The sequence below is a fragment of the Delftia sp. GW456-R20 genome (assembly GCF_001622915.1).
In the GTDB taxonomy this organism is placed as follows: Bacteria; Pseudomonadota; Gammaproteobacteria; order Burkholderiales; family Burkholderiaceae_C; genus Comamonas; species Comamonas acidovorans.
Map to the genome: position 1 here is coordinate 2,672,689 of NZ_LWCN01000004.1, position 14,897 is coordinate 2,687,585.

General features: G+C 67.2%; 15 protein-coding genes. 4 read left to right on the forward strand and 11 right to left on the reverse strand.

Features of this window, described 5'->3' with window-relative positions; genetic code table 11:
• Positions 1-123: 123 nt before the first annotated feature.
• The 4 genes from A4F85_RS17240 to A4F85_RS17255 form a co-directional block, all read right to left on the reverse strand.
• Positions 124-795, reverse strand: a complete 672-nt coding sequence (locus A4F85_RS17240; protein WP_012203296.1) for an amino acid ABC transporter permease — start codon at positions 793-795, stop codon at positions 124-126.
• Between the two features lies 1 nt (position 796).
• Positions 797-1,549 (reverse strand): amino acid ABC transporter permease, encoded by a 753-nt coding sequence (locus A4F85_RS17245; RefSeq protein ID WP_043819928.1) that lies wholly within the window; start codon positions 1,547-1,549, stop codon positions 797-799.
• 112 nt (positions 1,550-1,661) lie between these two features.
• The gene (locus A4F85_RS17250; RefSeq protein WP_063327262.1) at positions 1,662-2,561 is read right to left on the reverse strand and encodes a transporter substrate-binding domain-containing protein; all 900 of its coding nucleotides are present in this window, start codon (positions 2,559-2,561) and stop codon (positions 1,662-1,664) included.
• Between the two features lie 443 nt (positions 2,562-3,004).
• Positions 3,005-3,940, reverse strand: a complete 936-nt coding sequence (locus tag A4F85_RS17255; protein ID WP_170962088.1) for a LysR substrate-binding domain-containing protein — start codon at positions 3,938-3,940, stop codon at positions 3,005-3,007.
• Positions 3,941-4,146: 206 nt separating this feature from the next.
• Between A4F85_RS17255 and A4F85_RS17260 the strand changes: the two genes are divergently transcribed.
• Genes A4F85_RS17260 through A4F85_RS17270 form a run of 3 tightly spaced genes read left to right on the forward strand, consistent with a single transcriptional unit; the run spans position 4,147 to position 7,063 of the window.
• Positions 4,147-4,692 carry a TRAP transporter small permease gene (locus A4F85_RS17260; protein ID WP_063327264.1) on the forward strand — a complete coding sequence of 182 codons (546 nt, stop codon included), beginning with the start codon at positions 4,147-4,149 and terminating at the stop codon, positions 4,690-4,692.
• Complete coding sequence (locus A4F85_RS17265; RefSeq protein WP_043819923.1) at positions 4,689-5,987, forward strand: TRAP transporter large permease; 1,299 nt, start codon at positions 4,689-4,691, stop codon at positions 5,985-5,987. The genes A4F85_RS17260 and A4F85_RS17265 overlap by 4 nt, the downstream gene beginning before the upstream one ends.
• Positions 5,988-6,019: 32 nt before the next feature.
• Complete coding sequence (locus A4F85_RS17270) at positions 6,020-7,063, forward strand: DctP family TRAP transporter solute-binding subunit (RefSeq protein ID WP_063327265.1); 1,044 nt, start codon at positions 6,020-6,022, stop codon at positions 7,061-7,063.
• A 165-nt stretch (positions 7,064-7,228) separates the two neighbouring features.
• On the opposite strand, the gene A4F85_RS17275 is transcribed toward A4F85_RS17270, so the two are convergent.
• Positions 7,229-7,885, reverse strand: coding sequence for a TetR/AcrR family transcriptional regulator (locus A4F85_RS17275; RefSeq protein WP_063327266.1), 657 nt, complete (start codon positions 7,883-7,885; stop codon positions 7,229-7,231).
• 116 nt (positions 7,886-8,001) lie between these two features.
• Here A4F85_RS17275 and A4F85_RS17280 point away from each other — a divergent pair, with 116 nt between their 5' ends.
• Positions 8,002-8,433, forward strand: coding sequence for a hypothetical protein (locus tag A4F85_RS17280; protein ID WP_231890571.1), 432 nt, complete (start codon positions 8,002-8,004; stop codon positions 8,431-8,433).
• A gap of 16 nt (positions 8,434-8,449) precedes the next feature.
• Here the strand turns inward: A4F85_RS17280 and A4F85_RS17285 are convergent, their stop codons facing one another.
• The 6 genes from A4F85_RS17285 to A4F85_RS17310 form a co-directional block, all read right to left on the reverse strand.
• Complete coding sequence (locus A4F85_RS17285) at positions 8,450-9,397, reverse strand: 2-hydroxyacid dehydrogenase (RefSeq protein WP_063327268.1); 948 nt, start codon at positions 9,395-9,397, stop codon at positions 8,450-8,452.
• A gap of 106 nt (positions 9,398-9,503) precedes the next feature.
• The gene (locus tag A4F85_RS17290; RefSeq protein ID WP_063327269.1) at positions 9,504-10,466 is read right to left on the reverse strand and encodes a PDR/VanB family oxidoreductase; all 963 of its coding nucleotides are present in this window, start codon (positions 10,464-10,466) and stop codon (positions 9,504-9,506) included.
• Between the two features lie 34 nt (positions 10,467-10,500).
• Positions 10,501-11,574, reverse strand: coding sequence for an aromatic ring-hydroxylating dioxygenase subunit alpha (locus A4F85_RS17295; protein ID WP_063327270.1), 1,074 nt, complete (start codon positions 11,572-11,574; stop codon positions 10,501-10,503).
• A 30-nt stretch (positions 11,575-11,604) separates the two neighbouring features.
• Positions 11,605-12,957 carry an MFS transporter gene (locus A4F85_RS17300; protein WP_063327271.1) on the reverse strand — a complete coding sequence of 451 codons (1,353 nt, stop codon included), beginning with the start codon at positions 12,955-12,957 and terminating at the stop codon, positions 11,605-11,607.
• 258 nt (positions 12,958-13,215) lie between these two features.
• Positions 13,216-13,689: a MarR family winged helix-turn-helix transcriptional regulator gene (locus A4F85_RS17305; RefSeq protein ID WP_047326188.1), complete on the reverse strand. Its 474-nt coding sequence runs from the start codon at positions 13,687-13,689 to the stop codon at positions 13,216-13,218.
• Between the two features lie 95 nt (positions 13,690-13,784).
• Positions 13,785-14,876, reverse strand: coding sequence for an aromatic ring-hydroxylating oxygenase subunit alpha (locus A4F85_RS17310; protein ID WP_063327272.1), 1,092 nt, complete (start codon positions 14,874-14,876; stop codon positions 13,785-13,787).
• Between the last annotated feature and the right edge of the window lie 21 nt (positions 14,877-14,897).

Consider the following 14,897-nt stretch of genomic DNA (forward strand, 5'->3'; position numbering starts at 1 on the left):
CCATCGCCGCGCCGACAAGGGGCGCGGTCATGGGGGCGGGACGGCCAGCAAGGGCCGCCCCGCAGCCAAGGCCGTCGTCCCCCTTCAAGGGGGAAGGCGCGAAGCGACTCAGGGGGTGGTGTGTCATCGAATGATGGCAATCTTTTTGTGCAGGCGCTTGACTGCCCACGAGAGCGAGTAGCACAGCACGAAGTAGGTCACGCCAGCGGCCAGATAGGATTCGATGGGACGGCCATAGTTCTTGCCCGCCACTTCGAAGCCCTTGAGCATGTCGTAGGCACCGATGGCATAGACCAGCGAGGTGTCCTGGAACAGGATGATGGTCTGCGTGAGCAGCACCGGCAGCATGTTGCGGAAGGCCTGGGGCAGGACCACGAGGCGCATGTTCTGGCCGTAGGTCATGCCCATGGCCTGGCCCGCGGAGACCTGGCCGCGCGGGATGGACTGGATGCCCGCGCGCATGATCTCGCTGAAGTAGGCCGCCTCGAAGGCGATGAAGGTGATGATGGCCGAGACCTCGGCGCCGATGGGCCGACCGATGATCAGCGGCATCAGCAGGAAGAACCACAGGATCACCATCACCAGCGGCACGGAGCGCATGCCGTTGACGTAGAGCGTGGCGGGCACATCAAGCCACTTCTTGCCGGACAGGCGCATCAGCGCCAGCACGGTGCCGAAGAGCACACCGCCGATGGTGGCGATGACGGTCAGCGTCAGGCTGAAGTACAGGCCCTTCAGCACGAAGTTGCTGAACAGGTCCCAGGTGAAGAACGACCAGTCGATTTGCAGGTTCATGTCAGTGTCCTCCGCCGCTGGCAGCGATCAGGCCCGGGACGCGCGAACGCTTCTCGATGAAGGCCATGATGCGGTTGATGGCAAAGGCGGAAATCACATACAGGCCGGTGACGGCCAGATAGATCTCGATGCCGCGCGAAGTCTCTTCCTGCGCCTGCATGGCGAACATGGTCAGCTCGGCCACGGACACGGCGAAGGCCACGGACGAGTTCTTGAACACGTTCATGGTCTCGCTGGTCAGCGGCGGGATGATGATGCGGAACGCCATGGGCAGCAGCACGTAGCGGTAGTACTGGAACGTGGTGAAACCCATCGCCATGCCCGCATAGCGCTGGCCGCGCGGCAGTGCCTGGATGCCCGAACGCACCTGCTCGGCGATACGCGCCGAGGTGAAGAAACCCAGCGCCAGCACCACGAGCACGAAGCCCGGCAGCGACTTCAGCGCAGGAACAAAGGACGGAACCACGTGGTACCACATGAAGATGTGGACCAGCAGCGGAATATTGCGAAACAGCTCCACCCAGGCATTGCCCAGCCGCACGATCCACGGCCGGCCCTCCAAAGTGCGCAGCGTGCCGATCAGCGATCCGACGACCAGTGCGATCACCAGCGACAGCAGCGACACGGAAATGGTCCAGCCCCAGGCCGACAGCATCCAGTCCAGGTAGGTGATATCGCCGTTCTTGCCGAAGCAGCTTTGACCGACCTCTTGGGTAATGGTGTCCTGGCAGAACACCTGCCAATCCCAACTCATAGGAGCACCCCTTCATTCAAAACACGAAATGCGTGCCGGCAGAAAAACCGGCGACGCAACAAAAAACGCCCCTTCCAACCGCATGGCAGAAGGGGCGGCATTCAGCTGGTGCTTACTTGACTTCGTACGACTCCATGGGCTTGTCGTTGGGGTGGGCCCATGCGTCCTTGGTGGCGTCGGACAGTGGCAGGCCGACCTTCACGTTGGCCGGGGGAATCGGCTGCATGAACCACTTGTCATAGAGCTTGGCCAGCGAGCCGTCGGCGATCTGGCGCTTGATGGAATCGTCCACGGCCTTCTTGAAGGCGGGGTCGTCCTTGCGCAGCATGCAGGCGATGGGCTCGACCGACAGGGTTTCGCCGACGATCTTGTACTCGGCAGGTGCCTTGGACTTGGAGATGTTGGCGGCCAGGATGGAGCCGTCCATGATGAAGGCATCGGCACGGCCGGTTTCCAGCATCAGGAAGCTGTCGGCGTGGTCCTTGCCCATGACTTCCTTGAAGGTCAGGCCGTCGGCGCGCTTGTTCTTGCGCAGGGTCTGCACCGAGGTGGTGCCCGTCGTCGTGACGATGGTCTTGCCGTTCAGGTCCTTGATGCCGGTGATGCCGGAGTTGCCCTTGACGGCGATGCGCACTTCTTCCACGTAGGTGGTCACGGCGAAGGCCACATCCTTTTGGCGGGCCTGGCTGTTGGTGGTGGAGCCGCACTCGATGTCCACGGTGCCATTGGTCACCAGGGGGATGCGGTTTTGCGAGGTGACGGGCTGGTACTTGATGTCCAGCTTGGCCAGGCCCAGTTCCTTCTGGATGTCGGCCAGCACGCGCTCGCCCATCTCGGTGTGGAAGCCCACGTACTTGCCATTGCCCAGCGTGTAGCCCAGGCCGGAGGATTCACGCACGCCCAGCGTCACGGCGCCGGAGGACTTGATCTTGGCCAGGGTGTCACCAGCCTGCGCGAAAGCGCTGCCTGCAGCCAGGGCGGTCACGGCGATGGCCAACAAATGCTTCTTCATACGGGTCTCCTGAGATGAGAACGAAAACGGTCTTGATGAGAACGGTCGAGTCGCCTTGTGGGCTTGCTCGAACTATCAACGATGTGACACATATTGTGCAATCACGCACGGTGCTGGAGCACCGACACGTGCTAGGGCTTTCCAGCACGTCAGCCGGATTCAGGTAAGCAACTGCCGTGCCATGGCACGCGTTTTTTGCCCGATCCAGCGCACCGGCGGTCCTGCACACGGCGTGGTTGCTGTGCGCGCACTCTAATGCCAGGGCCGGTGGCACAGCCAATGCCGTTTGCAAAAGCCCTTATGCATGCTATGCATAATAGGTGTTTACCCTAGGCATAACCCGTGCACCAAGTCGGGCTCTTGCCGGGCACCCGCATGCACCAACGTGCAGCAAAAAGGGGCTGCGAGAGCCCCTTTTTTCCTGATGCGTGCCGTTTGGCGTGTCAGCCGATGGTCTCGCCCTGCTCCAGCAGGAAGTTCCACAGCGCGCCGGCCACGCCCTGGGGCGCGTCCTTGCTGGCGGGTTTTTCACGGTAGGCGCGCACTTCCATGTCCATGCGAAAACCGTTGTCGCCCGCAGGCGCGGCGCTGACAAGGCGCCCGGCCTCCAGCTCGTTGCGCACGGCGCTGAACGGCAAGAACGCGACGCCATGGCCTTCCAGCGCCATGGCCTTGAGGCCTTCGGCCATGTCGGTCTCGTAGACGCGTTCCAGGTGCACGGCCTCGGCCGCTTCCTTGAGGATGAGCTCCGTCACCCGGCCCAGGTAGGCGCCGGGCGCATAGCCCAGATAAGGCAGCGGCTGGCCCTGGCGGCCCGGCAGCTGGTGCAGCGGCAGGCCATCGGCGTCGGGCTTGGCGTAGGGGGCGAGCACCTCATGGCCCAGGCTGACCATCTCGTAGCGCGCCGGGTCAAGCTGGAAAGGCTGGGACGGATGGAAGTAGGCGATCAGCAGGTCGCAGCCGCCTTCGACCAGGCGCATCACGGCGTCATGCACGTTGAGCGCGAACAGCCGGCTGCGGAACGGCCCGAACTTGGCCTGCACGCTGGAGACCCAGTTCGGGAAGAAAGTGAAGGCCAGCGTGTGCGGCACCGCAAACCCCACCATGCCCTTGCCCGCGCTGACGTGGGCACGCAGCATGGTGCGCGTGCTCTGCAGCGACTGCAGCATCTCCAGCGCCTGGTCATACATGGTCTTGCCGGCCGGCGTGAGCCGGGTCGGGTAGGAGCTGCGGTCCACAAGGTCGGTGCCGGCCCAGGCCTCCAGTGCCTGGATGCGGCGCGAGAACGCAGGTTGCGTCACGTGCCGCAGTTGGGCGGAGCGGCTGAAACTGCGTGTTTCAGCCAGGCTGACGAAATCTTCTAGCCATTTGGTTTCCATGGGCCTCATTATCCGCCGGGCCGTGACGGGTGCCTGACAGGGCAGGGATGGTCCCTCTGGCACACCGCATGGATGCGCACATAATGGCGCTGCGCCGCATTTACCCAATGTGACATTTTTTCCTCACGGCCCCCGGCACACGACGCCGAGGAAGCTCAGTGACTGCATCTGCCCCGCCATGTGTAATTTTCTGACTCCCCGCGTCCATGTCATCCCCTCCCACCGAAAACGGCGCCGCTGAGACGCCTTCGCAGCCGGACGAGCCGCGTTCGCTGCGCATCGAGGACTGGCTCACCGTGGTGATCATGGCCCTGCTGGCCCTGATCACCTTCGCCAATGTGCTGGTGCGCTACTTCACCTCCTCCTCCTTCGCCTGGACCGAGGAAATCTCGGTCTTCCTGATGATCCTGCTGGCCATGGTCGCGGGCTCGGCGGCCGTGGCGCGCAACGCCCATATCCGCATCGAGTACTTCGCCGAAGGCGGCAGCGCCCTGCGCAGGAAGCGCCTGGCGCGCTTCGGCACGCTGATGGTGGCTCTGCTGTTCGCCGTGATCGCCGCACTGAGCGTGCGCGTGGTCTGGGACGACTACCGGTTCGAGGAAACCTCGCCCGGCATCGGCGTGCCGCAGTGGTGGTATTCGATGTGGCTGCCGATTTGCTCGGCCCTGATCACGGTGCGCGCGCTGCAGCTGTTCCAGCGCCAGGGCCGCCCTGGCGCCTTCGATGACAGCACCGGGGAGAAGGCACCATGATCGCAACCCTGCTCTTCATCGCCTTCCTGGGCCTGATGTTCCTGGGCGTGCCGATCGGCGCGGCCCTGGGCCTGGCGGGCGCCGCCGCCATCGCGCTGGCCAGCCCCGACACGCAGTGGTTCGGCCTGCTGGCCGTGCCGCAGAACTTCTATGCGGGCCTGGGCAAGTACCCGCTGCTGGCGATTCCGATGTTCGTGCTCGTGGGCTCGATCTTCGACCGCTCTGGCGTGGCGCTGCGCCTGGTGAACTTCGCCGTGGCCATCGTGGGCCGCGGCCCCGGCATGCTGCCCCTGGTGGCGATTGCCGTGGCCATGTTCCTGGGCGGCATCTCGGGCTCGGGTCCGGCCAATGCCGCCGCCGTGGGCGGCGTGATGATCGCGGCCATGAGCCGCGCCGGCTATCCGGGCAGCTTCTCGGCCAGCGTGGTGGGCGCGGCTGCGGCCACCGACATCCTGATCCCGCCGTCCGTGGCCTTCATCATCTACTCGGTGCTGGTGCCCGGCGCCTCGGTGCCGGCGCTGTTTGCGGCCGGCATGATCCCCGGCATCCTGGCCGGCGTGGCGTTGATCATTCCCGCCGTGTGGATGTCGCGCAAGCACAAGATGGGTGCGCTGGAATCGTCCATGCCGCGCCCGCCGTTCTGGCGCAGCCTGCGCGAGGCCTCCTGGGGCCTGGCCGCTCCGGTGCTGATCCTGGGCGGCATGCGCGCCGGCTGGTTCACCCCTACCGAGGCCGCCGTGGTGGCCGTGTTCTACGGCCTGTTCGTGGGCATGGTGATCCACCGCACCATCACACTGCGCGACCTCTACCCCATCCTGCGCGAGGCCGGCGAGCTGTCGGCCGTGATCCTGCTGGTGGTATCGCTGGCCGGCATCTTCGCGTTCTCGCTGTCCACGCTGGGCGTGATCGATCCGGTGGCCAAGGCCATCGTGGACTCGGGCCTGGGCGAGTACGGCGTGATGGCGCTGCTGATCCTGCTGCTGATCACCGTGGGCATGTTCCTGGACGGCATCTCCATCTTCCTGATCTTCGTGCCGCTGCTGCTGCCGATCATGCAGCACTACAACTGGGACCCGGTGTGGTTCGGCGTCATCCTCACGCTCAAGGTGGCGCTGGGCCAGTTCACGCCGCCGCTGGCCGTGAACCTGATGGTGTCCTGCCGCATCGCGGGCGTGCGCATGGAGTCCACCGTGCGCTGGGTCGGCCCCATGCTGCTGGCCATGTTCCTGGTGATGATCGCCGTGATCGCCTTCCCGCAGCTCGCCCTGTGGCTGCCCGCCCGTCTGGGCTACTGATTTCCCAAGAATTCAACAAGGAGACCTTCGCAATGAAACTTCGCACTTTCCTCGCCAGCGGCCTGGCCGCGGCTGCGGCCCTGGCCCTTTCGTCCGCTCCCGCAGTGGCGCAGACTCCGGCCAAGTACAAGAGCGAGTACCGCATGTCGCTGGTGCTGGGCACGGCCTTTCCCTGGGGCAAGGGCGGCGAGATCTGGGCCAACAAGGTGCGCGAGCGCACCAACGGCCGCATCAACATCAAGCTCTACCCGGGTGTGTCCCTGATCCAGGGCGACCAGACGCGCGAATTCAGCGCGCTGCGCCAGGGCGTGATCGACATGGCCGTGGGCTCCACGCTGAACTGGTCGCCCCAGATCAAGGAGCTGAACCTGTTCGCCCTGCCCTTCCTCATGCCCGACTACGCCGCCGCCGACGCGCTCACGCATGGCGAGCCCGGCAAGCGCCTGTTCCAGCGACTGGAAAAGGCCGGCGTGGTGCCGCTGGCCTGGGGCGAGAACGGCTACCGCGAGATCAGCAACTCCAAGCACCCCATCAAGACCCCTGCCGACCTCAAGGGCCTGAAGATCCGCGTCGTGGGCTCGCCGCTGTTCCTGGACACCTTCACCGCGCTGGGCGCCAACCCCACGCAGATGAGCTGGGCCGATGCCCAGCCCGCCATGGCCAGTGGCGCCGTGGACGGCCAGGAAAACCCCGTCTCGGTCTACATGGCCGCCAAGCTGCAGTCCGTGGGCCAGAAGCATCTGACGCTGTGGGGCTACATCAACGATCCGCTGATCTTCGTGGTCAACAAGGACATCTGGGCCACCTGGACCAAGGAAGACCAGGACATCGTGCGCCAGGCCGCCGTGGACGCCGCCAAGGAGCAGATCGTGATCGCGCGCAAGGGCATGATCGAGGCCGACAAGCCCCTGCTCAAGGACCTGGCCGCCAACGGCGTGACCGTGACCCAACTCACGCCGGCCGAGCGCGAAGCCTTCGTCAAGGCCACGCGCCCCGTCTACGACAAGTGGAAGCAGCAGGTCGGCACCGACCTGGTGGACGTGGCGGAGAAAGCCATTGCCGCGCGAACTCGTTAGAATGCTATCGGTTGATCGCACACTCCGGTAGAAGCAAAAGGCCCCGCTCTGCGGGGCCTTTTTTTTCGCCATCCTGCTGCGCAAGGGCGACCAGGACTTCAGCCGGCCCATCAAGGCACGCCTTGCTGCGAAGCTGGTCCAGTGCAATGGCACAGCCCCTGCTGCCTAGGGGGCAGCGGCTCCCGCACCCGTCGCGCCACCCAGCAACATGTCTGTCCCCATCTCGCACAGCAGCTCCTCCAGTGCGCCCGAGGCAATCAGCGGCGAGGCCTCCAGCGAGGCGAAGCGCACCGTGCCCAGCACGGCCCGCGTGGCCACGTAAAGGCGCGCATAGGACAGCGAGGGGCCGCCCCAGCGCTGCAGGTGGGCGGCCATGCGCTCGGCGGTCTCGCGCATGGACAGGGCAATGCGCTCGTCACCATCCTGGCGCCAGGCAAAGCGCGCCAGCTTGCGCCGCGCGGGCGTGCGGCCCGCAAAGCCCTCGACGATGCAGGCGACCACGCCGCGCGCCACGGCCTCGCGCGGCAAGCCCTGTTCCGACGCCTGCTCCAGCCAGGCCTCGATGGCCGCGACGGCCGCACGGCGCTGGCCATCGACCATGGCGCGGAAGACAGCCTGCTTGTCGGGGAAGTACTGGTAGAGCGTGCCGATGGAGACGCCTGCGCGCTCGGCAATGCGATTGGTGGTGAGCGCGGCTTCGCCCTCCTTGACCAGAATCTGAGCTGCTGCCTGAAGAATGGCCTGCAGCGTGCGCTGCGCACGGGCCTGTACGGGCTGTCTTCTTCTCTGGGATTCAGTGGTAGCGGAGGTATGGGAGGGCATGCGGCAAAACCTGAGCACAAGGCGAGTTTTCTGCCCGGAGTTTAAGCACTACAGTGGCCGGCCATTGCAGCAAATCCCAAGGAATACACCATGAAGAAGCATCAGCACACCGGCGCGTGGGAAGCCCTGGCGTGAAGGGCGTGCAACTGCTGGCCCTGGCCGCCGCCCTGTTCGACACGGCGGCCGCGCTGGCCCACTTCGCCTGCATCGTCTGGGGGGGACGTGGGCTGCGGCTCATGGGGGCCGGCGAGCGCATGGCGCGCATGGCCGAGGCGGGGCACTGGTATCCGCCACTGGTGTCGGCGGCCATCGGCGTGGTGCTGTCGCTGCTGGCGGGGTATGCGCTGGCAGGCGCGGGCCTGCTGAGTCCCCTGCCCTTCATGCGCCTGGTGCTGGCCGGGGCCGGCCTGGTGCTGGTGGCGCGGGCCGCGGCCTTTCCGTGGCTGAAACCACGCTTTCCGGACAACAGCGACCGCTTCTGGCATGTGTCCTCGGCCATCTGCCTGGTCATGGGACTGCTGCACCTGGCCGCAGCCCTTGGGAGATAAAGGGCTGAATCCGGCCTCAGGCCGTGACGGGCGAGACCAGCGGGCGGCCTTCCAGGTGGCAGCGCATGTTGGCGATGAAGCGGTCCACCGAGGCCTGCACGGCTTCGGGCGACCAGCCGCCCACATGGGGGGTGAGCACCACGGCGTCCAGGTCCAGCAGTTCAGCCGGGGGCGCGGGTTCGCTTTCGTAGACATCCAGGCCCGCGCCGGCAAGGCGGCCTTCGCGCACGGCGGCGGCCAGGGCGGCGGTATCGACCACGCTGCCGCGCGCGATATTGACCAGATGGCCCTGCGGGCCCAGCGCATCCAGCACCTGCGTGTTGATGAGGTGGCGCGTGCCCGGGCCGCCCGGCGTGGCGACCAGCAGCACATCGGCCCATTGCGCCAGGGACAGCAGATCGCCGAAGTAGCGGTGTGGCAGCTCGCTGCGCTGGCTGCGGTTGTGGTAGCCGATCTCCATCTCGAAGCCCAGCGCGCGCTGGGCGATCTTGGCGCCGATGGCGCCCATGCCCAGGATGCCCAGGCGCTTGTGCGAGACATTGGGCGGCAGCGGCATGGCGGTGCGCCAGACGCCGTCGCGCGTGGCGCGGTCCAGGCGCACCAGGCCGCGCACGGAGGCGATCAGCAGGCCCATGGCGTGGTCGGCCACGCAGTCGTCATTGGTGCCCGCGCCATTGCCCACGGCAATGCCATGGGCCTGCGCATGGGCGACATCGATGTTCTCGTAGCCCGCGCCCAGCGCGCAGACCAGCCGAAACGCAGGCATGCGCTGCATCTGCGCGGCCGACAGGCCAATGGAGCCGATGGTCAGCACGGCCTGGATGCGTGCGCCGTGCTCGGCGAGAGCCGCCTCGCATTGGCTGGCGTCGGGCGCGTAGAGCAGGTCGAAGGAGGGAAAGGCCTGGGCCATCTGGCGCAGATGGCCTTCGGCGTTGAAGTTCAGGACAAGCAGGGCAGGTTGCATGGCGAAAGAGCGGCGCCCGCTGCCGCGGGGAAATCAGCGGCTTCAACGGGCTGTGGGCAAGGGGAAACCCATTGTCCACCCGCCAGGGGCCCTGCGCGGTGCCGCCCTACAGGTCCAGCACCAGCCGGGCGGATTTCGCGCGCGAGCAGCAGGGCAGGAACTGGTCGCAGGCGGCCTGCTCGTCTTCGGTCAGGTACATGTCGCGGTGCTCGGGCTCGCCCGAGAGCACACGCGTGAGGCAGGTGCCGCACACGCCCTGCTCGCAAGAGGTCTGCACCTCCACGCCGATGCCGGCCAGCGCCTGGACCACGGTCTGCTCGGGCGCCACGCGCACCACCTGGCCGGTGCTGGCGATCTCGATCTCGAACCCGGCATCGCCCTCGCGCTGCACGGCCTCGCCCGCGAAGAACTCGTAGTGCAGACTGTCCTCGCCCCAGCCCGACGTGCGAGCCATGCCCAGCGCCGCGTCCATGAAGCCGCGCGGGCCGCAGACATACAGGTGCAGGCCCGCCTGCGGGGCGCCGAGCAGCTGCGCCATGTCGAGCGCCCCCTCGCCATCCACATGCAGATGCACGCGGTCGGCCCAGGGCATGGACTGCAGCAGGGCCGTGAAGGCCATGCGCTCGCGCGAACGCGCGCAGTAGTGCAGTTCGAAATCGGCACCCTCGCGCGCCAGCTGGCGCGCCATGGCCAACACGGGCGTGATGCCTATGCCACCGGCCAGCAGCAGATGACGTGCAGGCCCGCCCGCATGCAGCGCGAAATGGTTGCGCGGCGCGCCGATGGCGATCTGCTGGCCTTCCTGCACCTGTTCGTGCACGGCGGCCGAACCGCCGCGCGAGGCGGCTTCGCGCAGCACGCCGACCACGTAGCGACCCGTGTCCTGCGGGTCGTTGCACAGCGAGTACTGGCGCACCAGGCCGCCGGGCAGGTGCAGGTCGATGTGCGAGCCGGCCGTGAAGGCGGGCAGGCTCTGGCCGTCCAGCGGCACGAGTTCAAGGCTGCAGATGTCCTGCGCCTCGGCGCATTTGCGCGCGACGCGCACCTGGAGGATGGGGTTGGCTTGCATGGGAAAAACGTGGGAATGGAGGGGTTCGGAAAAATCAGGCCGCCGCCAGCGCACGGGCGCTGGCCTCGCGCAGCCGGCTGATCACGCGGCGCGCGCGGTTGGGGCCGGCGTCCACATGGATGTCGATGACGGGGCGCGCGCCAAAGCGCTGCTGGTTGCGGAACTGGGCCTCGATGACGACCTTGTCCTCCTCGAAGGTGGCGGCCGTCTGGTCGATCACCAGGCGCGTGGTGTCCTGCATGTCCGGATGCGGGTTGGTGGCAATGGTCCAGAAGTAGTGGGCCGAATGCTCGGTCTCCGGCGTCACGCCGTGAAATCCCCGCATGTGAAAGCCTTCGCGCTGCGGGTCGTCCAGCTGCCCGCTGCCTGCGTCCATGGCGCCGGTCCAGATGCACACGTGCGAGGGGTGGAACTCCACCTCCTGCCAGCGGTCGATGCGGCCCGCGAACGGCCAGGCCGCCGCATAGGTGGGCGGCGGGTCGGAGTCGGGCATCCAGCGCAGCACGGTGACGCTGTCGCCCTCCTGGCGGACCTTGAGCTCGGCATTCATGTGGACGCCGGCATTGCCGCCGATGGTCTTGAGGTGCACATAGCCCAGGTGGCTGAGGTCCAGCAGGTTGTCGTGGATGAGCTGGTAGGGCGCGTCGTAGTGGTAGACATCGCCGCCGAAGCGGTAGCGCGCATCGCCGTGCACGGGATAGGCGGGCGGCTCCTGCGCGGGCACGGAATCGGGCGTGGCGCCCATCCAGATCCAGAGGATCTGATCACGCTCGCGCAGGTCGAAGGACTTGACGCAGGCCTTGGGCGGTATGCGCTGCTGGCCCGGAATCTCCAGGCACTGCCCGGCGCGGTCGAACAGCAGGCCGTGGTAGCCGCAGCGCAGGCCGCGCGCCTCCACCGTGCCGCAGGACAGCGGCAGCTCGCGGTGGCAGCAGCGGTCTTCCAGCGCGGCGACGCTGCCATCGGGCGTGCGAAACAGCACGACGGGCCGGCCCAGCAGGGTGCGGGCCAGTGGCGCGTCCTGCAGCTCCCAGGCAAAGCCGGCGACATACCACTGGTCCAGCGGAAAGGCGGGCACAGGTGAGGGTGCGGTGGTGCATTCGGTCATGGGTTTCTCTTTCCTGTCTGCGGTTCGTGGTCAATGCGCCGACAGCGCGCGGCCTGCAGCTGCGGGCCTGCCGGCTTCGGGCCCTTGCAGCCGGTGCAGCGACACGATGCAGGCCGCGAACACGAAGGCCGCGCCATAGCCCACGTACAGCTGGCTGGCCGACCAGGAGGCGTCGAGCAGCGAGCCCGCGACCATGGGCGAGACGATGGCGCCGATGCGCCCTATGCCTATGCCCCAGCCCACGCCGGTCACGCGCACCTCGCCGCCATAGACCATGGGCGCGATGGCATAGAGCCCGGCCACGCAGCCGTTGACGAAGACGCCGATCAGGAAGGCCAGCGCGTACGACAGCAACAGCGAGCCCGGATTGCTCACGATGAAGCACAGCAGCACGGCCGTAGCCAGCATGAAGCCGGCCAGTGCGCGGTGCACGGGATAGCGCGCCGCCAGCAGGCCCAGCAAAGTGGCACCCAGGATGCCGCCCAGGCTCAGCAGCACGCCGCCGGTCACGCCCTGCTCGGGCGTGAGGCCCGAGGCGGCCAGCAGCTTGGGCGTCCAGCTCATGACGAAGTAAAAGCCGAACATCACCGCGAAGAACGACAGCCAGACCAGCAGCGTGGGCCGGCGCAGGCCCGGCGCAAACAGCTGCAGCGGGCCCCGCCGCGCCGGTCCCGCCGATGCGGGCGCGGCAGGCGGCAGCGCCGCCAGCGTGGGCAGGTCCAGGCGGACCACCAGGGCATTGAGCCGCTGCAGCGCGCCGGCCGGGCGCCGCGCCAGCAAAAAGTCCATGGATTCCGGCAGGCGCCACCAGGCCAGCAGCAGAACACCCAGCGTCACGCAGCCGCCGAACAGGAAGACGGCGCGCCAGTCATGGCGCCCCAGCAGCCACACCGCGATGGAGCCGCCAATGCTGGCGCCCAACGCATAGCCCGTGGACTGCAGGGTGACGGCCAGGCTGCGCCAGCGCTGCGAGGCGTATTCGCTGGCAATCACGTTGCTGCAGGCCAGGATGCCGCCCACGCCCAGACCCGTGAGCACGCGCAGCGCCGCAAGCTGGATGGCACTGTGGCTGAAGGCCGAGCCCAGCATGCCCACGCCCGAGAGGGCCAGGCAGGCCAGGATCAGCGGCCGGCGGCCCAGCCGGTCGGCCCAGGGCGCGATCAGCAGCGATCCGCCCGCCATGCCGAACAGGCCCACACTGAGCAGAAAGCCCAGCTGGGCGCCGCTGAGCTGCCAGTGCGCCGACACGGCCGAGGCCGTGAAGGCCATGACCAGCACGTCGAAGCCGTCGATCATGTTGAGCACCATGCACAGGGCTATGACCGACCACTGGAAGCGCGTCATGGGCCGCTGGTCGACGCTTGCACGCAGGTCGGCGCTCATGGCCGCAGCTCCTGCGAAAAGGGGATGGAAGATGCGGCGGCGCGGGGCCGCTGCAGGCGAGGGGCAAGCAGGCAGGCAGTCATCGTGGGTCTCCTTGGGGTGGAAGCTCTGGCCGAGCTTTCTTGTGTTTTCAGCCGTTTTCAGTCGTTCATTAAGTATGCTGAATGTGATTCAGTTTACTGAATGATGATGTACGTCAAATACCGGGTTTCCCCGATCACGGTCGGCTCGCCATGCGCGCAGGCGGCCAGGCCGCCCTCAGTCGGCGGACGATGTTTCCGTGGATTCGCGCACGTCGTGCAGTTGCACGAACTTGCGCAGCAGGCGCTTGAACTCGGCCTGCTCTTGGGGTTCGAGCGCGGCCAGCATGCGCTCGTGCAGTTCGTGGACATTGGGCACGAAGCCGGCCAGCATGGTCTCGCCCTCGGCCGTGAGCGTCAGGCGCCGCTGGCGCCGGGGCAGGATCTCGCGCAGCACCCAGCCCTTGGCCTCCAGGCGCGCCGCGATGTCGGCCGTGGTGGAGTTGTCCAGCGCCACCAGCCGCGCCAGCGTCACCTGGTCGATGCCCGGCTTTTCCTGCAGCATGCGCAGGATGGCGTACTGCACGGGCGTCACGTCCGGCCCCAGCACGTCGCGGAACAGCTGCGCCGCGATCTGCTGCGCGCGCCGGATCAGGTGGCCCGGCTGGTCGTAGAGGTCGATGGAAAGCGGATCGGAGGCGGAGTGGACCATCGGTGGCGGCAGGCCTTGCGGCCCTGGGGTTGAAGCCCGCCGAGGTTACCCCATCCCCGGCGCCCGCGCCTGCTGGCCTGGCCATGCCGGCAGCCTCAGGCCACGGCGGCGGCAGGCTGGGCCGCTGCTGCGGTCACCGCCGCCGCCTGCTGCTCCTGCGCAATCCATTTGTCGATGACCTTGCGCGACTGCACGCCGCCCGCATCGATGTTGAGCTTGAGCAGCTTGCGGTCGGGGTGGGCACTGAGGTTGCGCTGCTGCAGCTCCAGCATCTGCAGGTCTTCGCTGAAGATCTTGTGCTGGCCCTCGCGGATGCGGTCGGTGACTTCGGCGTCGCCCGGATTGAAGCGGCGCGCCATGCCCCAGAAGTACCACATGGATTCCTCGGTCTCGGGCGTGATGAAGTCCACCACCATGCTGTAGACCTTGTGTTCGTCGGGCGCGTCGTAGCCGCCGTGGCCTGCATGGGCCACGCCGACCTCGATCAGCACATGGCTGGGCGGGGTGAAGCGGCAGACCTGCCAGCGGTCCACGGGCACCTCGTCGGCCAGGCCGTTGCTGCGCAGCGCCATCTTCCAGAACGGGGGGGCGGGGATGTCGTTCATGAAGCGGCTGGTGACGACCTCGACATCGGCGCCCTCGCCGCGCGTCTCGGTCTTGCAGGGCGTCTCGTCGATCTCGGCCTGGCCGATGGAGCTGGCGTGCACATAGGTCTCGTGCGTCAGGTCCATGAGGTTGTCGATCATCAGCCGGTAGTCGGCCTGGATGTGGAACATGCCGCCGCCGTAGGCCCATTCGGGGTTGTCGTGCCAGGGCAGCTTCGGAATCAGGGCGGCATCGGCCAGCGCCTTGTCGCCGGGCCAGACCCAGATGAAGCCGTGGCGTTCCTCGACGGGATAGCTGCGGATCTCGGGGAAGCCGCGCACGCGCTGGCCCGGCATGGCAATGGTCTTGCCGTCGCAGCCCATCTCCAGCCCGTGGTAGCCGCAGACCAGCTTGCCCTCGCAGACAAAGCCCAGCGACAGGGGCGCGCCGCGGTGCGGGCAGAAATCCTCCACGGCGGCAATGCCGTGCTGCGCGCGGTAGAACGCAATGCGCTCGCCGCAGATGCGACGGCCCAGCGGCTTGTCCTGGATCTCGTCGGACGTGGCCGCCACGTACCAGGTGTTCTTGGGGAATGTGCTCATGGGGGGTCTCCTTTATGGGTG